23 protein-coding genes are annotated in these 20,028 nt (G+C 72.3%); 16 read left to right on the forward strand and 7 right to left on the reverse strand.

Annotated features, from left to right (window positions below; genetic code table 11):
- The first annotated feature begins 10 nt into the window (after nucleotides 1-10).
- The 6 genes from ACERZO_RS09420 to ACERZO_RS09445 all read left to right on the forward strand — a co-directional run bounded on the left by ACERZO_RS09420 (nucleotide 11) and on the right by ACERZO_RS09445 (nucleotide 5,603).
- On the forward strand, nucleotides 11-295 hold the full coding sequence (locus ACERZO_RS09420) for a hypothetical protein (protein WP_372664146.1): 285 nt from the start codon (nucleotides 11-13) through the stop codon (nucleotides 293-295).
- A 47-nt stretch (nucleotides 296-342) separates the two neighbouring features.
- A complete protein-coding gene (locus ACERZO_RS09425) occupies nucleotides 343-1,347 on the forward strand; it encodes a DUF3558 domain-containing protein (protein WP_372664147.1) in 1,005 nt (334 codons plus the stop codon).
- 67 nt (nucleotides 1,348-1,414) lie between these two features.
- A complete protein-coding gene (gene dhaK / locus ACERZO_RS09430) occupies nucleotides 1,415-2,416 on the forward strand; it encodes a dihydroxyacetone kinase subunit DhaK (protein ID WP_372664148.1) in 1,002 nt (333 codons plus the stop codon).
- Nucleotides 2,416-3,045 (forward strand): dihydroxyacetone kinase subunit DhaL, encoded by a 630-nt coding sequence (gene dhaL, locus ACERZO_RS09435; RefSeq protein WP_372664149.1) that lies wholly within the window; start codon nucleotides 2,416-2,418, stop codon nucleotides 3,043-3,045. Before dhaK ends, dhaL begins: the two co-directional genes overlap by 1 nt.
- Nucleotides 3,042-3,716, forward strand: a complete 675-nt coding sequence (gene dhaM, locus ACERZO_RS09440) for a dihydroxyacetone kinase phosphoryl donor subunit DhaM (RefSeq protein ID WP_372664150.1) — start codon at nucleotides 3,042-3,044, stop codon at nucleotides 3,714-3,716. The genes dhaL and dhaM overlap by 4 nt, the downstream gene beginning before the upstream one ends.
- A gap of 120 nt (nucleotides 3,717-3,836) precedes the next feature.
- Nucleotides 3,837-5,603: a 3-hydroxyacyl-CoA dehydrogenase family protein gene (locus ACERZO_RS09445; protein ID WP_372664151.1), complete on the forward strand. Its 1,767-nt coding sequence runs from the start codon at nucleotides 3,837-3,839 to the stop codon at nucleotides 5,601-5,603.
- On the opposite strand, the gene tsaA is transcribed toward ACERZO_RS09445, so the two are convergent.
- Genes tsaA through ACERZO_RS09460 form a run of 3 tightly spaced genes read right to left on the reverse strand, consistent with a single transcriptional unit; the run spans nucleotide 5,604 to nucleotide 7,272 of the window.
- Nucleotides 5,604-6,014: a tRNA (N6-threonylcarbamoyladenosine(37)-N6)-methyltransferase TrmO gene (gene tsaA / locus ACERZO_RS09450; RefSeq protein WP_372664152.1), complete on the reverse strand. Its 411-nt coding sequence runs from the start codon at nucleotides 6,012-6,014 to the stop codon at nucleotides 5,604-5,606.
- The gene (locus ACERZO_RS09455) at nucleotides 6,011-6,436 is read right to left on the reverse strand and encodes a nucleoside deaminase (protein WP_372664153.1); all 426 of its coding nucleotides are present in this window, start codon (nucleotides 6,434-6,436) and stop codon (nucleotides 6,011-6,013) included. Before ACERZO_RS09455 ends, tsaA begins: the two co-directional genes overlap by 4 nt.
- A complete protein-coding gene (locus ACERZO_RS09460; protein ID WP_372664154.1) occupies nucleotides 6,433-7,272 on the reverse strand; it encodes an LLM class flavin-dependent oxidoreductase in 840 nt (279 codons plus the stop codon). Before ACERZO_RS09460 ends, ACERZO_RS09455 begins: the two co-directional genes overlap by 4 nt.
- Before the next feature lie 93 nt (nucleotides 7,273-7,365).
- Here ACERZO_RS09460 and ACERZO_RS09465 point away from each other — a divergent pair, with 93 nt between their 5' ends.
- A complete protein-coding gene (locus tag ACERZO_RS09465) occupies nucleotides 7,366-7,830 on the forward strand; it encodes an Lrp/AsnC family transcriptional regulator (RefSeq protein ID WP_372664155.1) in 465 nt (154 codons plus the stop codon).
- Nucleotides 7,814-8,338 carry an adenylate kinase gene (locus ACERZO_RS09470; RefSeq protein ID WP_372664156.1) on the forward strand — a complete coding sequence of 175 codons (525 nt, stop codon included), beginning with the start codon at nucleotides 7,814-7,816 and terminating at the stop codon, nucleotides 8,336-8,338. The genes ACERZO_RS09465 and ACERZO_RS09470 overlap by 17 nt, the downstream gene beginning before the upstream one ends.
- 2 nt (nucleotides 8,339-8,340) lie before the next feature.
- Here ACERZO_RS09470 and ACERZO_RS09475 read toward each other — a convergent pair whose 3' ends face one another.
- The gene (locus ACERZO_RS09475) at nucleotides 8,341-8,814 is read right to left on the reverse strand and encodes an Lrp/AsnC family transcriptional regulator (protein WP_372664157.1); all 474 of its coding nucleotides are present in this window, start codon (nucleotides 8,812-8,814) and stop codon (nucleotides 8,341-8,343) included.
- Between the two features lie 58 nt (nucleotides 8,815-8,872).
- Here ACERZO_RS09475 and ACERZO_RS09480 point away from each other — a divergent pair, with 58 nt between their 5' ends.
- Nucleotides 8,873-9,991, forward strand: a complete 1,119-nt coding sequence (locus tag ACERZO_RS09480) for a trans-sulfuration enzyme family protein (protein WP_372664158.1) — start codon at nucleotides 8,873-8,875, stop codon at nucleotides 9,989-9,991.
- On the opposite strand, the gene ACERZO_RS09485 is transcribed toward ACERZO_RS09480, so the two are convergent.
- Complete coding sequence (locus ACERZO_RS09485) at nucleotides 9,988-10,197, reverse strand: FmdB family zinc ribbon protein (protein ID WP_372664159.1); 210 nt, start codon at nucleotides 10,195-10,197, stop codon at nucleotides 9,988-9,990. The genes ACERZO_RS09480 and ACERZO_RS09485 overlap by 4 nt on opposite strands.
- Nucleotides 10,198-11,012: 815 nt before the next feature.
- Between ACERZO_RS09485 and ACERZO_RS09490 the strand changes: the two genes are divergently transcribed.
- From ACERZO_RS09490 to ACERZO_RS09500, 3 genes are all read left to right on the forward strand, one after another.
- A complete protein-coding gene (locus ACERZO_RS09490) occupies nucleotides 11,013-12,137 on the forward strand; it encodes an alkaline phosphatase family protein (protein ID WP_372664160.1) in 1,125 nt (374 codons plus the stop codon).
- A 95-nt stretch (nucleotides 12,138-12,232) separates the two neighbouring features.
- A complete protein-coding gene (locus ACERZO_RS09495) occupies nucleotides 12,233-13,333 on the forward strand; it encodes an NAD/NADP-dependent octopine/nopaline dehydrogenase family protein (protein WP_372664161.1) in 1,101 nt (366 codons plus the stop codon).
- Nucleotides 13,334-13,538: 205 nt separating this feature from the next.
- Entirely contained in the window at nucleotides 13,539-13,844 is a 306-nt protein-coding gene (locus tag ACERZO_RS09500; protein WP_372664162.1) for a hypothetical protein, read from the forward strand.
- Between the two features lie 30 nt (nucleotides 13,845-13,874).
- Here the strand turns inward: ACERZO_RS09500 and ACERZO_RS09505 are convergent, their stop codons facing one another.
- Entirely contained in the window at nucleotides 13,875-14,414 is a 540-nt protein-coding gene (locus ACERZO_RS09505) for a GNAT family N-acetyltransferase (protein ID WP_372664163.1), read from the reverse strand.
- Between ACERZO_RS09505 and ACERZO_RS09510 the strand changes: the two genes are divergently transcribed.
- Nucleotides 14,413-15,174: an alpha/beta fold hydrolase gene (locus ACERZO_RS09510; protein ID WP_372664164.1), complete on the forward strand. Its 762-nt coding sequence runs from the start codon at nucleotides 14,413-14,415 to the stop codon at nucleotides 15,172-15,174. The two genes, ACERZO_RS09505 and ACERZO_RS09510, sit on opposite strands and share 2 nt — an antisense overlap.
- On the opposite strand, the gene ACERZO_RS09515 is transcribed toward ACERZO_RS09510, so the two are convergent.
- Nucleotides 15,162-15,974, reverse strand: a complete 813-nt coding sequence (locus tag ACERZO_RS09515; RefSeq protein ID WP_372664165.1) for a phosphotransferase — start codon at nucleotides 15,972-15,974, stop codon at nucleotides 15,162-15,164. The two genes, ACERZO_RS09510 and ACERZO_RS09515, sit on opposite strands and share 13 nt — an antisense overlap.
- A gap of 135 nt (nucleotides 15,975-16,109) precedes the next feature.
- Between ACERZO_RS09515 and ctaD the strand changes: the two genes are divergently transcribed.
- The 3 genes from ctaD to ACERZO_RS09530 all read left to right on the forward strand — a co-directional run bounded on the left by ctaD (nucleotide 16,110) and on the right by ACERZO_RS09530 (nucleotide 20,022).
- Nucleotides 16,110-17,900: an aa3-type cytochrome oxidase subunit I gene (gene ctaD / locus ACERZO_RS09520; RefSeq protein WP_372664166.1), complete on the forward strand. Its 1,791-nt coding sequence runs from the start codon at nucleotides 16,110-16,112 to the stop codon at nucleotides 17,898-17,900.
- A 116-nt stretch (nucleotides 17,901-18,016) separates the two neighbouring features.
- Nucleotides 18,017-19,246 carry a phosphoserine phosphatase SerB gene (gene serB / locus ACERZO_RS09525; RefSeq protein ID WP_372664167.1) on the forward strand — a complete coding sequence of 410 codons (1,230 nt, stop codon included), beginning with the start codon at nucleotides 18,017-18,019 and terminating at the stop codon, nucleotides 19,244-19,246.
- Nucleotides 19,243-20,022, forward strand: coding sequence for a peptidyl-tRNA hydrolase (locus ACERZO_RS09530; RefSeq protein WP_372664168.1), 780 nt, complete (start codon nucleotides 19,243-19,245; stop codon nucleotides 20,020-20,022). The genes serB and ACERZO_RS09530 overlap by 4 nt, the downstream gene beginning before the upstream one ends.
- Nucleotides 20,023-20,028 lie beyond the last annotated feature (6 nt).

Raw genomic sequence — 20,028 nt, forward strand, 5'->3', positions numbered from 1 at the left:
GGAGGCCGCAATGGCTACCGAATCCGGAGCGCGGCCGCACAAGGCCGGCGCCTTCGACATCCGGCTGATCATCGCCCTGCTGATCGGCGTGTACGGGATCATCCTGACGGTCATGGGCATCGGCTTCACCTCCGACGAGGAGATCGCCAAGGCCGCCGGCGTCAACATCAACCTCTGGGCCGGCATCGGCATGCTGGTCGTGGCCGCGCTGTTCGTCATCTGGGCCAAGGTCCGGCCGCTGGTCGTGCCGGCCGAGCCCGAGAGCGACGACACACCCGCGGCCAAGGCCGAATAGCCGGGTTGTCCGGACAGGGGCGCGAGGTTCCCGCTACCGTGCACCGCGTGCTCCTTGACGCTCGACGCCGCCGTCTCCCGAAGCTGTTCCTGCTGGTCACCGCCCTCGCGCTGCCGCTGACCGCGTGCGGGCAGGACCTCGGCAAGTCCAACTTCGCGCGGACGACGGTGCCCGCGGCGGGCGGGACCGGCCAGTCCTCCGACGGCCCGATCACCGACGCCGCCGTGGCGGCGAACGCGCTGCGCACGATCAAGCCGTGCCAGTTCCTGACCAAGGAGGCCCTCGGCTCGCTGGGGCTCGGCACGGTCGACGAGGACCCGTCGCCGTCGTCGATCGCCTTCGACCGGTGCAGCAACAAGGTGAAGGACCCGGGCGGCAAGGAGATCCGGCTCGAGTTCGAGATCGGCAACACCCTGCTGCCGCGCGCGGACAAGACGACCGGCCAGGTGGGCGGGCTGCCCCTGCGCGTGAACAAGACCGACGAGACCAGCTGCACGGTCGCGGCGATGACGGCGCTCAACCCGGACCAGGCCCTGACGCTGTCGGTCACCTACGCCGGCGACCCGTGCCGTCCCGGCCAGACGGTGCTGGAAGCCGCGGTCCAGAAGGTGCACAGCGGGCCGGAGAAGTATTCGACGCCGACCGGCACCCTGCTGACGGCCGACCCCTGCACGGCGGCCGACACCGCGGCGGTGACCCCCGTCGTGCCGTCGCCGAAGGCCGCGCCCACGGGCCTGCACTCCTGCGAATGGAAGAGCAACGGCACCGACCCGACCATCGCCGTCGAGTTCCTGCCCGGCCTCCCGCCGCTCGAAGGCGACGGGTACGCCAAGGTGGACCTCGGCGGCGGGGTCACCGGCTACCAGAAGAAGGGGTCGACGAGCTCGTCGCAGTGCCAGGTCGAGTGGCAGCACCGGCCGTGGCAGGGCGACGACGTCGAACTGGCCCAAGTGGACTACCGGAGCTACGCCGCCCAACCGGACGCCGACGATCCGTGCGGCAAAGCGGTCACCGTCGCGAAGAACGTCGTCACAAAGCTGCCGAAACCCTGATCTGGCGGTCGGCCGCGCGGCGAGGTAGGAAGGGGACACCCCACCCGCCGATGCGCCGGAGGCTGCCGTGAAGAAGATCATCAACGATCCGGCGAACGTCGTCGCGGAGTCGCTGCGGGGCCTCGCCGCCGCGCACGCCGACATCCTCCGCGTCCAGTACGACCCCGATGTCGTGGTGCGCGCCGACGCGCCCGTCGCGGGCAAGGTCGCCGTGATCTCCGGCGGCGGGTCCGGGCACGAGCCGCTGCACGGCGGGTTCGTCGGGGAGGGCATGCTCGCCGCCGCCGTGCCCGGCGCGGTGTTCACCTCGCCGACGCCGGACGCCGTGCAGGCCGCCGTCACCGCGACCACCGGCGACGCGGGCGCCCTGCTCATCGTGAAGAACTACACCGGCGACGTGCTGAACTTCGAGACGGCCGCCGAGCTGGCCGCCGCCGAGGGGATCGAGGTGCGCAGCGTCGTGATCGACGACGACGTCGCGGTCAAGGACTCGACGTACACCGCGGGCCGCCGCGGGGTCGGCGGCACGGTGCTGCTGGAAAAGATCACCGGCGCGGCCGCCGAGCGAGGCGACTCGCTCGACGCCGTGACGGCGCTGGCGCAGAAGGTGATCGGCCAGGTGCGTTCGATCGGCGTCGCGCTGACCGCGCCGACCGTGCCGCACGCCGGCACCCCCAGCTTCGACCTCGGCGACGGCGAGATCGAGTTCGGCATCGGCATCCACGGTGAGCCCGGCCGCGAGCGGATCCCGCTCGAACCGGCCGACGCGCTGGTGGCGCGGCTGGTCGAGGCGGTCGTGTCCGATCTACCGTTCGAGTCCGGCGACCGCGTGCTGCTGTTCACCAACTCGATGGGCGCCACCCCGCTGGTCGAGCTGTACCTGGCCCACGGCATCGCCGAGCGCTTGCTCGCCGAGCGTGGGATCGTGGTCGAACGCCGGCTGGTCGGGCCCTACATCACCAGCCTCGAGATGCAGGGGATGAGTCTGACGTTGCTCAAACTGGACGACGAGCTGACCGAGCTCTGGGACGCCCCGGTCAACACCGCGGCCCTGCGGTGGGGGCGCTGATGACCTGCAAGGCCGACGGGGTCGCGGCCGCCGTGCGCGCCGCCGCGGCCGTGGTCGCCGAGCACCGCGCCGAGCTGATCGACCTCGACCGCGCGATCGGCGACGGCGACCACGGCGAGAACATGAACCGCGGGTTCACGGCCGTCGTCGCGGCCCTCGACGCGGGTGCTCCCGAGACGCCGGGCGCGGTGCTGAAGCTCGTCGCGACGACGTTGATCTCCAAGGTCGGCGGGGCCGCGGGACCGTTGTACGGCACGGCTTTCCTGCGGGCGTCGACCAAGCTCGGGACCGCTGAGGACCTCGACGTCGCGGGCCTGCTCGACGCGCTGCGTGCCGCGCTCGAAGGCGTCCAGGCCCGGGGCAAGGCCGTGGGCGGCGACGCGACCATGGTCGACGCCCTGATCCCGGCGGTGTCGGCCGCGGAGAAGGCGGCCGAGGACGGCGGGGACGTCGCCGCGGTGCTGACCGCGGCGGCCGACGCGGCCGACCGCGGCGCGGAGTCCACAGTGGACCTGGTGCCGCGCAAGGGGCGCGCGTCCTACCTGGGCGAGCGGGCGGTCGGGCACCTGGACCCCGGCGCCCGGTCGTCGGCGCTGCTGCTGCGGGCGTTCGCGGAGGCCGCCCGGTGAGCGTCGGCATCGTGCTCGTTTCGCACAGCTCGAAGCTCGCGGAAGGCCTGGCCGAGCTGGCCGCCCAGATGGCCCCGGACGTCACCATCCTGCCCGCCGGCGGCCTCTCCGACGGCTCGATCGGCACGGACTACGACGAGGTCGTCGCGGCCACCCAGCGCGCCGACTCCGGGGACGGCGTCGTGCTGCTCTACGACCTCGGCAGCGCGCAGATGACCGCCGAGCTCGCCGTCGAATCACTGGCCGACCCGTCGACCGCCCTCGTCGCGGACGGCCCGCTGGTCGAAGGCGCGATCGCGGCGGCGGTCGCGGCGCAGTCGGGCAAGGACCGCAAGGCGGTGGCGGAGGCCGCCGCCGCGGCCGGGCTGCCCGAGGACCTCGAGCCCGCCGAACCCGCCGCCGGTGGTGGCGACGAGGTCGAGCTGGTGCTGCGCAACGAGGTCGGGCTGCACGCGCGCCCGGCCGCGGTGCTGGTGCGCGCGCTGAGCGCGTTCGACGCCGAGGTCGCCGTCTCACTCGGCGACCAGGAGGCCGACGGGCACAGCGTGCTGGCGCTGATGTCGCTCGGCGCCCGCCAGGGTGACCGGATCCGCGTGCGGGCGCGCGGCCCGCAGGCCGCCGCCGCGCTGGACAAGGCGAAAGAGCTGGTGGACGGCAATTTCGGCGAGTGATCCCGGGTCGCCGACCGGGTGACTTGCGCGGTACTGACTCGATTCCGTCTGGGCTTCGGGTGGTGCCGTGTGGCAGAGTCAGGGGCCAATTACCAGCGAGTAACATCTCTGGAGGCCTCGATGGCGCGGGACATCTCGACGGTCGGAGTGGTCGGCCTGGGCACGATGGGGGCCGGGATCGCCGAAGTGCTCGCGCGCAGCGGGCTCGACGTCGTCACGGTCGAGCTCGACGAGGCCGGCGTCGCCCGCGGCCGCGGGCACCTGGAGCACTCGACCGAGCGCGCCCTCTCCGGCGGGAAGCTCGACGCGGCCGGCCGTGAGGCGCTGCTGGGCCGGATCCGGTACGGCACCTCGCTCTCCGATCTGTCCGAAGTGGACTTGGTGATCGAGGCGATCCCGGAAAGCCTGGGGCTGAAGGCCGACGTCTTCGCCGAACTGGACAAGATCACCCGGCCCGAGGTCGTCTTCGCGTCCAACACCTCGTCGCTGTCGATCACCGAGATCGGCGTGCACACCGCGCGTCCCGGCAAGGTCGTCGGGATGCACTTCTTCAACCCGGCGCCGGTGCAGAAGCTCGTCGAGATCGTCAAGACGGTGGTGACCGAGCCGGAGGTGGTCACCGAGGCGGTCGCGTTCGCCGAACGGCTCGGCAAGGTGCCGGTGGTGATCGGCGACCGGGCCGGGTTCATCGCGAACGCGCTGCTGTTCGGCTACCTCAACCACGCGGTGCGGATGTACGAGCAGCGGTACGCGACGCGCGAGGACCTCGACGCGGCGATGCGCTTCGGCTGCGGCTACCCGATGGGGCCGCTGGCGCTGCTCGACCTGATCGGGCTGGACACCGCGTACGAAATCCTCGACACGATGTACCACCAGTCCCGCAACCGGCTGCACGCGCCGGCGCCGCTGCTCAAGCAGATGATCACGGCGAACCTGCTCGGCCGCAAGACCGGCCGCGGCTTCTACACCTACGACGCACCGGATTCGCCCAACGTGGTCGCATCCGAAGTGGTGTCCACTGTGGACTCGATGCCGCCGCGGCCGGTGTCACGGGTCGGGGTCGTCGGCACCGGGACGATGGCCACCGGCATCGCGGAGGTCTTCGCCAAGCGCGGCCTCGACGTCGTACTGCGCGCCCGGAGCCTGGAGAAGGCCCAGGCGTCCGTGGCTCGTGTCAAGAAGTCGCTCGACAAGGCCGTGGTCCGCGGCAAGCTGTCCGAAGAGGACGCTGCTTCGGCCTTGGCGCGGATCACCCCGGTGACGGACTTCGAGGCGCTGGCCGACGTCGACCTGGTCGTCGAGGCGGTGGCCGAAGAGCTTTCGGTGAAACAGGCGGTGTTCGCGGCGCTCGACGAGGTCGTCCGCCCGGGCGCGGTCCTGGCGACGACGACGTCCTCGCTCCCGGTGATCGAGTGCGCGGCGGCGACGTCCCGGCCCGCCGACGTGCTCGGCCTCCACTTCTTCAACCCGGCCCCGGTGATGAAGCTGGTCGAGGTGGTCTCGACGATCGCGACGGCCCCAGACGTCGTCGCGACGGCGAGCGCGGTGTGCACGGCGGTGGGCAAGCACGCGGTCCACTGTGGAGACCGCGCGGGCTTCATCGTCAACGCGCTGCTGTTCCCGTACCTGAACGACGCGGTGAAGATGCTGGAGGCCCACTACGCGGGCGCGGACGACATCGACACGGCGATGAAGGTGGGCTGCGGCCTGCCGATGGGCCCGTTCGAGCTGCTCGACGTCGTCGGGCTGGACGTGTCGCTGGCGATCCAGCGGACGCTGTACAACGAGTTCCGCGAGGAGGGCTTCGCACCGGCGCCACTGCTGGAGCACCTTGTGACCGCCGGGCGGCTGGGGCGGAAGACCGGGAAGGGCTTCAAGGACTACTGATCAGCGCTCGGCGACCTCGCCCAAAACCGGCTTCACGTCCAGGACCGGCGTGCCGTCGATCGCTTCCAGGCCCGTCACCGTCAGCACGCCGTTCTCCGCTGCCGTCACCGTCACCGTGTGGAGGCCGATCGGGTTCGGGCGGTCCGGGGAGCGCGTCGAGAACACCCCCTCGCGGGGGCGATCCGGGTCGCCGCGGGGGTGCACCGCCTGGACCTCGCGGTCGGCCTCGTGCAGCCACGTCAGCAGGACCAGGCGGTCGCCCGGGCGGAGGTCGGCCGCCGCCGGGTGGTACTCCTCGGCGAACACCACCCGGGCCGGTGGGGCGCCCTCGTCGGCCTGTCTCGGGGCCGCCGCGCGGTCCGTCAACGGCGACTCGACGCGCGCCACCGGGCGCACCTCGTAGCTCGTCACTTGTAGTAGCCCTCGACCGGTACGCGAGCTTCGTCGAACAGCGCCGGGCCTTCCGTCTTGTAACCCCACTTCACCGGCGGGCGCAGTGTGAGGAACTGCTCCGACGACAGCGCGTAGACGACCCGGCCGAGCCCGGACCGCTCGATCGCGCCCGTGCACATCCCGCACGGCTGCGTGCTCGTGAACATCGTGGTCGCCGCCGCGGTTTCCGGGTCCAGGTTCTGCGCCGCCCAGCGGGCGAGCTTCAGCTCCGGGTGCGCCGTGATGTCGTTGTCGGTCAACGACGTGTTGCGGTCCTCGGCGAGGACGTTGCCGTCGGCGTCGGCCAGCAGCGAGCCGAACGGCGGGTTGCCGTGTTCCTCGCGCGCCTCGCGGGCGAGCTCGATCGCGCGGCGCAACAGGGCTTCTTCGGTGTCCTTCACCGGTTCTCCTTCCAGGACGCGGCGAGCGCCGCGAGGTCTCGCCAAGCGACCTCCGGGTGGAGGGTCTCGGCGGGGTCCGCATCGAACGGGTCGAGCACGACGGTGTCCGCGCCCAGCGCCCGCAGCTGCGCCAGGTCGTCGACGACCTGGTCGAGCGTTCCTTCCCCGGCGCGCCGGTCCGGCCCGGTCACCGGGAACTCGGTCACCCGCAGCAGGATCCGCGGCGCGAAGGCCGGTACCGGCCGCTCGCCGGCCAGGGTTTCCAAACGTGCCAAGCCTTCCCGGAAGCCGGCCATCGTCATCCGCAGCGGGTGCCACGCGTCGCCCAGCTCGAGCGCGCGGCGCAGCCCGGCGTCGCTGTGGCCGCCCAGCCACAGCGGGATCGGGCCGGCGCGGTAGTCGTCGTGGTCGGCCCAGGCCGCGCGGATCGCCCGCAGGTACTCGCTGGTGAGCTTCCCGCGCTGCTCGAACGGCACGCCGAGCGCGGCGAACTCCTGCTTCGCCCAGCCGATGCCGGCGCCGAGCACCAGCCGGCCGCCGCTGAGCGCGTCGAGGTTCGCCGCCATCCGGGCCACCAGCAGGGGATGCCGGTACGGCACGACCAGCACGGTGGTGCCGAGCCGCACCCGCTCGGTGACGCCCGCGAGCCACGACAGCGTCGTGAACGGCTCGTAGAACGGCGCCGGGTACTGGCCGGCGACGTCGGGCGTGATCGCGACGTGGTCGGACACCATCAGCAGGTCGAAGCCGAGGCCCTCCACCGTCCGCGCCCACGCGCGCAGCACGCCGGGGTCCGTGCCGGGGCCGAAGTTGGGGACGTTCACGCCGATCTTCACCGGGAAAGGCTATCGAGGCCGAAGCCGTGATCGGAAGGGAATGATCACGGTGTTCGACGGCTTCGGCCGTGGATCTCGCGGTACATTCGGCCGATGACCGAGAGTCTCGACCAGACGGACTGGGCCATCCTGGTCGAGCTGCAGCGCGACGCCCGGCTGCCGCTCACCGAGCTGGGCCGCCGGGTGAACCTCAGCGCGTCGGCCACCACCGAACGGCTCCGGCGGCTCGAAGCGACGGGCGTGATCACCGGCTACCGCGCCGACATCGACCTCGGCAAGGTCGGCTACCCGGTGCTCGCCGTCGTCCGCCTCAAGTACCCCGGCAGCCGGCACGAGGCCCTGCACAAACTGCTCGGTGAGCGCTTCGAGATCCTCGAATGCCTGCGCACCACCGGGGACGACTGCTACACGCTCAAGGTCGCCGCGGCCTCGATGGCCCACCTCGAGCACACGATGGACGAGCTGGCCCAGTTCGGCGGCACGACCACGAACGTCGTCTACAGCCAGACCCTGCCCTACCGCGGACCGCGGGAGCCCGCCCGTGACCTCGACGCCTGAGCGCATCGTCGTCTACGGCGTGACCGGCTCGGGCAAGTCGACGCTCGCGGCCCGGATCGCCGAGCGCGCCGGCCTGCCCTACGTCTCGGCCGACGACCTCACCTGGGAGCCGGGCTGGGTCGCGGTCCCGGACGACGAGCAGCGCCGCCGCATCGCCGAGGTGTGCGCGGGGGAGCGCTGGGTGCTCGACGCCGCGTACGGCAAGTGGAAGGACGTCGTGCTGCCTCGCACCCAGCTGCTCGTCGGCCTCGACTACCCGCGCTGGCTTTCGCTGGGCCGCCTGGTGCGCCGGACCGCCGTGCGCTCGGTGACCCGGGAGCGGATCTGCAACGGCAACGTGGAGTCGTTCCGCCAGATGTTCTCGGCGGACTCGATCATCCGCTGGCACTTCCGGTCGTTCGCGCGGAAGCGGGCGACCATCCGGGAATGGGCGTCGTCATCGCCGGGCCCCGCGGTCGTCCGGCTGACGTCGCCGCGCGAGACCCGCCGCTGGCTCTCGACGTTCTGAGCTCAGGCCGGCGGGAGCAGCGGGCCGCCGCTCCAGTGCTGGAAGACGAGGTTCGTGTGCACGCGGGCGACCTCGTCGCGGGCGGTCAGCTCGTCGAGGACCAGGCGCTGCAGCTCGCCGGCGGAGCTGGTCGCGACGTGCGCGAGGAAGTCGTCCGGCCCGGTCAGGTGGTAGACCGCGCGCACCTCGGGCAGCGACAGCAGGTGCTCGACGAACGGGTCCACCAGCGGCCGCCGGTGCGGGCGGACCTGGACGAAGAGGAACGCCTCCAGCGGGCGGCCCAGCTTCGCCGCGTCGACCGACGCGTGCTGCCCGGTGATGACGCCGGTGTCCCGCAGCCGGGCCACGCGGTCCAGGCACGTCGACGGCGCGATCCCGACCGCGGCCGCCAGGTCCTTGTTGGTGATCCGGGCATCGTTCTGGAGCAGGCGCAGGATCTCCAGATCGACCGGACTCAGTTCGACAGAATCTGACATCGCCGAATGATATCCGAGACTGTTGCCCTCGATCCGGCGAAAGCTCGACCATGCTGGCATGACTTCCTCGCTGCGCACCCGCGCCGTCCACGCCGGCCGTGACGACCTCACGGACCTCGGCGTGCACGCGGCGCCGCTGGACCTGTCCACGACGTACCCGTCCCGCGACAGTGCCGCCGAAGCCGCCCGGATCGACGCCTTCGCCGCCGGCGGCGAGCTCGACGGACCGCCGATCTACGGCCGGGTGGGCAACCCGACCGTGGAGCGGTTCGAGCGGGCCCTCGCCGAGCTCGAAGGCTTCGAGCACGGCGTCGCGTTCGCCAGTGGCATGGCCGCCGTCTCGGCGTGCCTGCTTTCCGCGGTGGCGCAGGGAAAGCGGCACGTCGTGGCGGTGCGTCCGCTGTACGGCTGCAGCGACCACCTGCTCGAGTCCGGGCTGCTCGGCACCGAGGTCACCTGGGCCGCGCCGGACGGGGTCGCCGCCGCGCTGCGGCCCGACACCGGGCTGGTGTTCGTCGAGACGCCGGCGAACCCGACCCTCGCCGAGGCCGACATCGCCGCGCTGACCGTTGCTTGCGGCGACGTGCCTTTGCTGGTGGACAACACTTTCGCCACGCCGGTGCTCCAGCGCCCGGGCCGCCACGGGGCGCGGATCGTGCTGCACAGCGCGACGAAGTTCCTCGGCGGCCACGGCGACGTGATGGGCGGGATCGTCGCGTGTGACGCCGCGGAAGCCGCGCGGCTGCGGCAGATCCGCTTCGCCACCGGCGGCGTGCTGCACCCGCTCGCCGGATACCTGTTGCTGCGCGGGCTTTCCACGCTGCCGCTGCGCGTCAACGCGGCGTCGGCCACCGCGGCGACACTGGCCGCCCGGCTCGGCGACCACCCGGCCGTGACGGCGGTGCACTACCCGCGGATCGGCGGGCCGCTGGTGGCGTTCGAGGTCGCCGGCGACCCGCACGCCCTGATCGGCGCGGTCCGGCTGATCACGCCGGCCGTGAGCCTCGGCAGCGTCGACACGCTGATCCAGCACCCGGGATCGATCAGCCACCGGATCGTCGACGAGGGCGACCGGCACGACGCCGGTGTGTCCGATCAGCTGATCCGGCTCTCCGCGGGGTTGGAGGACGTCGAGGATCTCTGGGCTGATCTGGAGCAGGCTCTGAAGGCGGTTTAGCCGCAGCAGCCGCCGCCACAGCAGCCACCGCCGCCGGCCGGGGCCGCGGGGCCGCTCGCGGCCCCGGTGAGGGCGACGGTGGTGAGCAGCTTGACGGTGTCGGCGTGGCCTTCCGGACAGGCCGCCGGCGCGCCGGATTCGCTCATCGGGCGCAGGAGCTCGAAGGTCTCGGTGCACTCGCGGCAGCGGTAGGCGTAGGTCGGCATGCCGCGATTATCGCCGGAAACGGGTTGGTGGGACAGCCCGGGTCTCCGCGGCGGACTGGGGTTGCGTCGCGTGGGCTTGCGGGGTTGTGGCTCCCGTGGCAGGGATAGGTCGCTTTGGGCTGCGGGATCGCCGGGCTGCGGCCTACGGGACCTTTGCGCGGTCGGGGATGGGCGGGGGTGTCGGGCGGTGGTGGCCTGCGCCGGGCGGGTGATTGGCGGAGGTGGCGAGCGGTGGTGGCCCGCGCCGGGCAGGGATGGGCGGAGGTGCCGAGCGGTCGCGCCTCACGCCGGGCGGGTGATTGGCGGAGGTGGCGAGCGGTGGTGGCCCGCGCCGGGCAGGGATGGGCGGAGGTGCCGAGCGGTCGCGCCTCACGCCGGGCGGGTGATTGGCGGAGGTGCCGAGCGGTGGTGGCCCGCGCCGGGCAGGGATGGGCGGAGATGCCGAGCGGTCGCGCCTCACGCCGGGCGGGTGATTGGCGGAGGTGCCGAGCGGTGGTGGCCCGCGCCGGGCAGGGATGGGCGGAGATGCCGAGCGGTCGTGGCCTGCGCCGGGCGGGGGATTGGCGAAGAGCCGAGCGATGGCGTTCCGCGCTGGGCGAGGGGCGGGGTGGGCCGAGCGGTGGCATCCGGACCTCGGCGCCTGGGGCGGGAACGGCGGAAGTACCGAGTGGTGGCTGCGCGCTAGGGCGGGAATCGGCGGTGTGCCGAGCGGTGGCATCCGGGACTTCAGCCGCTGGGAGGACTTCTCGAACCGCTGGGCGGTGGCCCGGCGCTGCCGCTCGGCCGTCGGGACTCGCCGGTGGGAAGCTGGGCGCGTGCAGCCGCCTTTGCTTGCCGATGTTCCTCATCTCGGCCAGGTCGTCCCTTCCCTGCTCGCCGCCCTGGGGGTGCCCGGCTGCGGGAACACCCTCGCCCTGCCGGAGGCGCGCAGTGCCGGCGTGCTGCTCGTCGATGGGCTCGGCCGGGAGCTGCTCGCCGAGCACGCCGCGGATGCTCCCGTCCTCACCGAGCTCGTCCAGGAGTCGTTGCGCGTCGGGTTCCCGTCCACGACCGCCGCCGGGGTGGCCGCGATCGGGACCGGGCTCGCGTCCGGTGAACACGGCATGGTCGGCTACACCTTCGAGATGCCGGGCACCGGCGTGCTCAACGCGTTGCGCTGGTGCAGCCACGAGGACGGCAGTGATCTCCGTGGCGCCCTCCCGCCGCGGGAAGTGCAGCCGCTGCCGACGACGTTCGAGCGGGCCGCTTCGGCGGGCATCGACGCGGCCGTCGTTTCCTCCGCCAAGTTCCGCGACACCGCCTTGACCCTGGCCACCCAGGGCGGAGCGCAGTACGCCGGGGTGCACGCCCTCGGCGACCTCGCCGCGCGGACGTTGTCCGTGCTCGACGGGCGCGCCTTCTGCTACGCCTACCACAGCGAACTCGACCTGCTCGGCCACGTGTACGGCCCCGGCTCGGCCGCGTGGCGGATGCAGCTGCGGCAGATCGACCGGCTCGTCGAGTCTCTTGTGGACGGTCTGCCGCCCGGCGCCCTGCTGGCCGTCGTGGCCGACCACGGGATGGTGACCGTCGACGACAAGCTCGACCTCGAAGACGCCCCGGAGCTCCTGGACGGCGTCCGGACGTTCGGGGGCGAGGTGCGCGCCCGGCACGTCTACACCGAACCGGGCGCGGCCGCGGACGTCCTCGCGGCCTGGCGGGAGGTGCTGGGCGAGCGGGCCTGGGTGCGCTCGCGGGAGGAGGCCGTCGCCGAGGGGTGGTTCGGGCACACCGTCAGCGACCGGGTGCTGCCGCGCATCGGCGACGTCGTCGCGGCGGCCCGCGACCGGTTCGGGATGGTGCGGGGGCTCGCCGAGGCCGTCGAGACGTCGCTGATCGGGCAGCACGGGTCGCTCACCACCGCCGAACAGCTGGTTCCGCTCGCCCTGGCCCAGGGCTGACCGGGTCCGGTTTCCGGGAACGTGCGCCCGCGGGAACTTTCCCGGGCGGTGCCCCGACCTGTCCACTGCGTACCCGAGTGACGGGAGTGGGCGGAATGGGCGGGCTGGACGGGATCGGGGTCGTCGGGGCCGGGGGCGAGGGACGGGCCGTCGCGGCGTACCTCGCCTCGCGGGGACTGGCGGTGCACCTCTGCACGCGCGACCTCGAGGCGGTGGCGGAGATCGCGCGCCGGCGGGAGATCGTCGCGAGCGGGGTGCTCGGCGGGCGGTTCCCGCTGCGGGAGGTGACCGACGACCCCGCCGCGCTGGCCGGGCGGGCCGTGGTCCTGGTCGCCACCGTGACCACCGCCTACCCGGAGGTCGCCCTCCGGCTCGCGCCACACCTGCGCGCCGGGCAGCTCGTGGTGCTGTTTTCGAGCAAGCTCTGCGGGAGCGTCGAATTCGCGCACGCGCTCGCCGCCGCCGGGGCCCCGGACGTCGACGTCGTGGAGACCGACGCGCTGTTCGCCGCCCGGCCGTCCGGCACCGATGGCGTGACGGTGCTGGGCGCCAAGGGCTGGAACCTGATCTCGGGCAGCACGCCGGCCGCCGTCGCGCGGCACGCCGGGTTGCTGCGCGAGTGGTTCCCGATGCTGGAGGTCGCGCGCAACCCCGTCGAACGCGGGCTGCACGACTTCGGCGCGGTCGCGCACGTGCCGATCGCGCTCGCCAACCTCGGCACCATCGACCGCGCGGAGGAGCTGCTCTTCTACGTCGACGGCGTTTCGGCGCGGACGGTCGCGTTGCTGGAGCGGACCGAGGCGGAGTTCGCGCTCGTCGCGCGGGCCTACGGCGCGCGGCTGATGCCGATGACCGAGGTGCTCGACCGGTACTACGGGTGCCCGGCCACGACGCTGCTGGACGCGTTGCGGACGGTGGAGCCGTACCGGACGATCGCCGCGCCGACCAGCCTCGACCACCGGTTCCTGACCGAGGACATCCGCTCGACGCTGGTGCCGCTGCAGGCGCTCGCGCGGTGCGCCGGGGTGGCGACGCCGATGGTGGACGCCGCGATCACGATCATGTCCGTGCTCGGCGGGGAGGACTTCCGGCGGACCGGGCGGACGCTGGCCCGGCTCGGGTGGGACGGGCTGGGACACGAGGGGATCGTGCGCCGGTTGGGGGCCGGGCGGGCGGTGACGGACCGCGCGGCTTGACGTTGCGCGTGGTGACGAGCGGCGGTGCCGGGTCGAGGATGCGGGCGGCGCCGGGGCCGGGCGCGGAAATGCGGCTGCGACGGGATCCGGCACGGTTGCGGGCCGGCCGGAGCCGCGCGCCGGGCCGAGCGGCCGACCTGGCATGGGCTCGCACCGCGCGGGCCTGGCCGGTCCGCTTCAGCTCTCGCCGTTTACCGTTGGCCGCGTGCCTCGACGGAACCGTCCCGGCCGCCGCTCGGACGGCGGGCCGCCCGAACGCGAGCTCGGTGCCGCCACCGGGTGGGCGCGTGCCGAATCCGGCTCCGATGGGGACTGGCTCGTGCGGACCGTGCCCGGCTCGCAGGCCGGCAAGACCTACCGGTGCCCCGGCTGCGACCACGAGATCCGGCCCGGCACGCCGCACCTCGTCGTCTGGCCCGCCGACGACACCGGCTCCGTCGCCGACCGGCGGCACTGGCACCGGGCCTGCTGGGACGCCCGGGCCCGGCGCCGGCCGAACCGCCGCCGCTGAACGCTCTGGAGTTGTCAAACACCGCCCGGCTCAGCGCCGGTAGTGGCGCGAGAACGCGCCGTCGTACATCTCCTCCGTGTACTCGGTGAAGCCGAGCCGCTCCGCCACCCGCAGCGACGGCTTGTTCTCGACGCTGACGCTCGCCAGCACCGGCACCGACGGCAGGTCGCGGGCGCACCACTCCAGGACCGCCAGCCCGGCCTCCACCGCGTACCCCTTGCCCCACGCCGACGGCCGGAACCGGTAGCCGAGGTTCAGCACCTTCTCGCCGTGGAACTCCCGCAGCCGGACCCCGCACATGCCGAGCACCTCGGTGCCCCCGCGTTCGAGCACCGCGGGGTAGCCGAAGCCGTGCTCGGCCCAGTGCGCGAGCCAGTCCGAGAACATCGCCGACGCGCGCGGGACGTCGGGCGGGTCGGGGTTGAAGCGGTTGGTGCGCGGGTCGGTGTGGATGTCGACCATCGCCTGCCGGTCCGCCTCGTGGAGCGGACGCAGCAGCAGCCGGTCGGTTTCGATGTCGGTGAACACATCGGCGAAGCTAGCGCGGGGGTCCGACAAAATGGCCCGCATGACCGAACTGCCGCTGGTCCTCCTCCACGCCTTTCCCCTGGACGCCCGCATGTGGAACGCGGTGCGCGAGCCCCTCGCTTCACACCTTCGGGTGATCACCCCGGACCAGCGCGGGCTCGGCCGCTCGCCGCTGCCGGAGTCCGATCGCGAACCGAGTCTCGAGGACGCCGCGCGGGACGTCGTCGCCCTGCTGGACCGCCTGGAACTGGACCGCGTGGTGCTCGGCGGCTGCTCGATGGGCGGCTACCTCGCGATGGCCGTGCTGCGGCTGGCGCCCGAGCGGGTCGGCGGGCTCGTGCTCATCGACACCAAGGCCACGCCCGACACGCCCGAGGCCGCGCAAAGCCGGCTGGACGTCGCGAAGCGCGTCGACGACGAAGGCATCGAGGGCTGGCTCGCCGAGGCCAACCTGCCGAACCTGCTGGCCGAATCCACCCGCACCACCCGGCCCGACGTCGTGGAGACCGTCCGGGGGATCATCGAATCGCAGCCGCCGGCCGGGATCTCGTGGACGGCGCTCGCGCTGCGGACGCGGCCGGATTCGGTCGAGCTGCTGCGCGAGTCGGGCGTTCCCGCGCTGGTCATCGTCGGCGAAGAGGACCCGATCACCCCCGTGGCGGCGGCGAGCGCCATGGCCGAGGTGCTGGACGGCGCGACGCTCGTGGTGCTGCCGGGCGCCGGGCACCTGACCCCGCTGGAGGACCCGGCGGGCGTGGTCGAGGCGATCCTCTCCTGGTACCCGGCGACTCACGAGAAGTAGGCGGAAAGCGCGGAGCGGGCTTCGGGCAGCCGGTGGGGGAACCGCTGAGCGATCATGAAGCGCCACACCACGGCGTAAAGCTCTCGCAGCCGCGTGAAGAAGCGAAGGGTGTCTTCGTCGACGGAAGCCGGGTACGCGGCGAGGTACTCCGGGCCGCCCTGGCGGGCGAGGATCCCGAGGTCCCAGGCCAGCGGACCGCGCCAGGTGTCTTCGAAGTCCAGCCAGCACGGTCCGGCCGGGGTGGCGATCAGGTTGCCGGGGTGCGCGTCGCCGTGCAGCGGCTGCGCGGGGACGTCCGGCAGCGCCGCGGCGAGCCGGGCCGCCTCGGCGGCCAGCCGGGGGTCCAGGTCGTGCCGCCCGAAGATGCGTTCGAGGTCGTCCAGCGGGCCGCGCCGGGGCAGCTCGCCGGGGTACTCGCGCAGCGCCGCGTGCACCTCGGCGAGCGAGCGCGCGACGACGTCCGGTGCGTACCGGTGGTCCGGATCGTGCGGCGTCCAGTTCCAGAGCGTGACCGGCAGCCCCTCCGCGAAATGGGGTCCGGCCGGGGGATCCGTGACCGGTGAGACGACGCGCACACCACGTTCGGTGAGGAACCCCGACACCGCCAGGTCCCGTTCCTGCCAGGCCGGACCGGGCCGCGCCAGCCGGGTCGTCCCCGGCACCCGCGCGACCAGCGGACCCAGCCTCACCAGCACGTTCGAGCGTTCGTGGAGCACCTCGGGCTCGTGCGCGCGCAGGCCGAGCCGGGAGGTCACGGTCAGTGCCGCGCGAACCGCCGCCCGCGTGTATTCGTCGGCCACGGCCCGATCTTGCCAGCCGGTGCGCGCGACTGTCGGTAGCGAGGGCTACGATCCCCATGACCGCCGGAACTGGGCCCCGCCCGCGCCCGGCGGCCGGACGATGACCACCACAAGGTTTCAGTGTTGGAGGCAGGAGTGACGGCCGTAGCCCCCAAGCCGATCGCGACGCGCCCGTATCCCGCGCGCGAGTCGGTCAAGGGTTCGTACCTGCTGCGGTTGTTCCGCACGACGGACCACAAGCAGATCGGGATCATGTACCTGGTCACGTCGTTCGCCTTCTTCATGGCGGGCGGCGCGATGGCCATGCTCATCCGCACCGAGCTGGCGCGGCCGGGGCAGCAGTTCCTGTCCCAGGAGCAGTACAACCAGCTGTTCACCATGCACGGCACGGTGATGCTGCTGCTGTACGCGACCCCGATCCTCTTCGGCTTCGCGAACTTCGTGCTCCCGCTGCAGATCGGCTCGCCGGACGTCGCGTTCCCGCGGCTGAACGCGTTCTCGTACTGGCTGTACCTCTTCGGCGGCCTGATCGTGCTGTCCGGTTTCCTGACGCCGGGTGGCGCCGCCGACTTCGGCTGGTTCGCCTACACCCCGCTGTCGGACGCGATCCACTCGCCGGGCGTCGGCGCGGACCTGTGGATCTCCGGCCTGGTGGTCTCCGGTCTCGGCACCATCCTCGGCGCGGTCAACATGGTCACCACCGTGGTCTGCCTGCGCGCGCCCGGCATGACGATGTACCGGATGCCGATCTTCACCTGGAACATCCTGGTGACGTCGATCCTGATCCTGCTCGCCTTCCCGATCCTGACCGCGGCCCTGATGGGCCTGCTGGCGGACCGGCACCTCGGGGCGCACGTGTTCGACCCCGAAAACGGCGGTGTGATCCTCTGGCAGCACCTGTTCTGGTTCTTCGGCCATCCCGAGGTCTACATCGTCGCGCTACCGTTCTTCGGCATCGTCTCGGAGATCTTCCCGGTCTTCAGCCGCAAGCCGCTGTTCGGCTACAAGAGCCTGGTCTGGGCGACGCTGGCGATCGCGGCCCTGTCGGTCGCGGTGTGGGCGCACCACATGTACGCCACCGGCGCCGTGCTGCTGCCGTTCTTCTCCTTCATGACGTTCCTGATCGCCGTCCCGACCGGCATCAAGTTCTTCAACTGGATCGGCACGATGTGGAAGGGCCAGCTGTCCTTCGAGACGCCGATGATCTTCTCGATGGGCTTCATCGTCACGTTCCTCTTCGGCGGCCTGACCGGCATCATGCTGGCCGCGCCGGCGATCGACTTCCACGTGTCGGACAGCTACTTCGTCGTCGCGCACTTCCACTACGTGCTCTACGGCACGATCGTGTTCGCCACCTTCGCCGGCATCTACTTCTGGTTCCCGAAGATCACCGGCCGGATGATGGACGAGAAGCTCGGCAAGTGGCACTTCTGGACCACGTTCATCGGCTTCCACGGCACGTTCCTCGTCCAGCACTGGCTGGGTGCCGAGGGCATGCCGCGCCGGTACGCGGACTACCTGACCAGTGACGGCTTCACCACGCTGAACACGATCTCGACGATCGGCGCGTACATCCTCGGTGCCTCGACGCTGCCGTTCCTCTGGAACGTCTTCAAGAGCTACCGGTACGGCGAGATCGTCACGGTGGACGACCCGTGGGGCTACGGCAACTCGCTCGAGTGGGCGACCTCCTGCCCGCCGCCGCGGCACAACTTCACCGAGCTGCCCCGGATCCGCTCCGAGCGGCCCGCGTTCGAGCTGCACTACCCGCACATGATCGAGCGCATCCACAACGAGGGCGAGATCGGCTTCTTCGGGAAGCAGAAGGTCAACAGCCACGCGGCGCCGTCGCAGCTGCTCACCGAAGCGGTGATCCCGGGAGACCACTCCAAGGACAACGCCAGCGAGCAAGGCGACGACAAGTAACACCCTGAACGAGTGAGCGCGTGCCCGGCTGATGTGAAGCCGGGCACGCGCTCTACTTATGTCCGAGCCCGGACCGGCAGACTGACCGTGCAGCGTTGCCGAACGAGGGATGACCAGTGACCCAGACCCCCGTCCTGATCACGACGACCGGCCCCGACAAGCCGGGTGTCTCGTCCGTGCTGTTCGCCGTGCTGACCCGCCACGACGTCGACGTGCTCGACGTCGAGCAGGTCGTCATCCGCGGGCAGCTCGTGCTCGGCGTGCTCGCCGGCGTGTATCGCGACCCCGAGGGCCTGCAGGAGTCCGTCGAGCAGGCCATGGCGTCCGTCGGGATGCAGGTCGAGGTCAAGATCGGCTCGGCGATCGGGGAAGACCCGTTCGCGCTCGGCCGCAGCGACTCCTCCCACGTGCTGGTCGTGCTCGGCCGCCCGGTCACCGCCCGGGGCTTCTCGGAGGTCGCGCGGCGGCTGGCGGCGCTCGGCGCCAACATCGACGCCATCCGCAGCGTCGCCGACTACCCGGTGACCGGCCTGGAGCTGTACGTCTCGGTCGACCGGGACACGCCCGAGGCCGACGCCGTCCTGCGGTCGGAGCTCGCCGACGCGGCGGTCGAGGTGGGCGTCGACATCGCCGTCGAGCGGGCCGGGATCACGCGCCGGGCGAAGCGGATGGTCGTCTTCGACGTCGACTCGACGCTCATCCAGGGCGAGGTCATCGAGATGCTGGGCGCGCACGCCGGCGTCGAACCGGAGATCCGCGAGATCACCGAAGCCGCCATGCGCGGCGAGCTCAACTTCACCGAGTCGCTGGAACGCCGGGTCGCGCTGCTGGAGGGCCTGCCCGCCACGGCGATCGACGAGGTCGCCGCATCGATCGAGCTGACCCCGGGTGCGCGCACGACGATCCGCACGCTCAAGCGGATGGGGTTCAAGACCGGCGTCGTGTCCGGCGGGTTCACGCAGGTCATCGGCGGCCTGGTGGAAGAGCTGGGCCTGGACTTCGCGGCGGCGAACGAACTCGAGATCGTGGACGGCAAGCTGACCGGCAAGGTCGTCGGCGACGTCGTCGACCGCGCGGGCAAGGCGAAGGTGCTTCGCCGCTTCGCCGGCGAGTACGACATCCCGCTCGAGCAGTGCGTCGCGGTCGGGGACGGCGCCAACGACATCGACATGCTGTCGGCGGCGGGCATGGGTGTCGCGTTCAACGCCAAGCCCGCGCTGCGCGAGGTGGCCGACACCGCGCTGTCGCACCCGTACCTCGACGCCGTGCTGTTCGTGCTCGGCCTCACCCGCGGCGAGGTCGAGGCGGCCGACGCCGCCGACGGGCTCGAGCTGATGCGGCCGTGAGCAGCGTTCTCGACCCCCTGGGCGCCCGCTACGCCTACTGGCTGGGGCTCCCGGCCGAAGACACTTCGGACACCTCGGACGAGCTTCCGGAGGAAGTCCGGGCGATGCCGGTCATCCTGTGCATCGAACGCGCCGAGCCGCCCGGCCGCACGCCGCTGCTGGAGGCCGCCGCGGCCGCTGCGCTGGCGGTCTGCCTCGACGAGCGTTCGGCGCCCGGTGGCGAGTGGGCCGAGCCGATGCACGCGTGGCTCGACAACCGGATCCGCAAGGTCGCGCGGCGGGCGCGGGGCGCGCACTGGGCGGCTGTGCAGGATCTGCCGGGCATCACCGTCGAGATCGACGGCGCCGAGGCGCGGGCGTTGGTGCCGGGCCTGGTCGCCGAGGCGCCCAAAGAGGTCTCGCGGCTGCAGATCTCGGGTAGCGAACTGCCGCCGGACGAGCCGGGCCCGATCCCCGACGGCGTTCCGTTGCTCCTGCTCAACCCGCACGCGCCGATGACGGTCGGCAAGGCCGCCGCGCAGGTCGGGCACGCCACGATGATCCTCGCCGCGCTGCTGGACGACGAGCAGCGCGCGGCCTGGGCCGCGCGGGGCTACCGGACCGCGGTGCGGGCGGCGAGCGTCGCGCGGTGGAAGGAACTGCACCCCGGTGACGACCCCGAGGGCGCGTGGCGGCGCGACCGCGTCGTCGCCGTACGGGACGCAGGGTTCACCGAGGTCGACCCGGGCACCATCACGGTTCTCGCGCAGTGGGAGCCGGAACAAGGCGCTTCCTGAGCCGGT

It is taken from the genome of Amycolatopsis kentuckyensis (assembly GCF_041679295.1).
In the GTDB taxonomy this organism is placed as follows: Bacteria; Actinomycetota; Actinomycetes; order Mycobacteriales; family Pseudonocardiaceae; genus Amycolatopsis; species Amycolatopsis kentuckyensis_A.

What these genes read in the sequence shown, in the direction of transcription:
- ACERZO_RS09420 (WP_372664146.1), top strand. Translation starts at nt 11, where the DNA reads ATGGCTACCGAATCCGGAGCGCGGCCGCACAAGGCCGGCGCCTTCGAC.
- dhaL (WP_372664149.1), top strand. Translation starts at nt 2,416, where the DNA reads ATGACCTGCAAGGCCGACGGGGTCGCGGCCGCCGTGCGCGCCGCCGCG.
- ACERZO_RS09445 (WP_372664151.1), top strand. Translation starts at nt 3,837, where the DNA reads ATGGCGCGGGACATCTCGACGGTCGGAGTGGTCGGCCTGGGCACGATG.
- ACERZO_RS09465 (WP_372664155.1), top strand. Translation starts at nt 7,366, where the DNA reads ATGACCGAGAGTCTCGACCAGACGGACTGGGCCATCCTGGTCGAGCTG.
- ACERZO_RS09475 (WP_372664157.1), bottom strand. Translation starts at nt 8,814, where the DNA reads ATGTCAGATTCTGTCGAACTGAGTCCGGTCGATCTGGAGATCCTGCGC.
- ACERZO_RS09480 (WP_372664158.1), top strand. Translation starts at nt 8,873, where the DNA reads ATGACTTCCTCGCTGCGCACCCGCGCCGTCCACGCCGGCCGTGACGAC.
- ACERZO_RS09485 (WP_372664159.1), bottom strand. Translation starts at nt 10,197, where the DNA reads ATGCCGACCTACGCCTACCGCTGCCGCGAGTGCACCGAGACCTTCGAG.
- ACERZO_RS09495 (WP_372664161.1), top strand. Translation starts at nt 12,233, where the DNA reads ATGGGCGGGCTGGACGGGATCGGGGTCGTCGGGGCCGGGGGCGAGGGA.
- ACERZO_RS09510 (WP_372664164.1), top strand. Translation starts at nt 14,413, where the DNA reads ATGACCGAACTGCCGCTGGTCCTCCTCCACGCCTTTCCCCTGGACGCC.
- ACERZO_RS09505 (WP_372664163.1), bottom strand. Translation starts at nt 14,414, where the DNA reads ATGCGGGCCATTTTGTCGGACCCCCGCGCTAGCTTCGCCGATGTGTTC.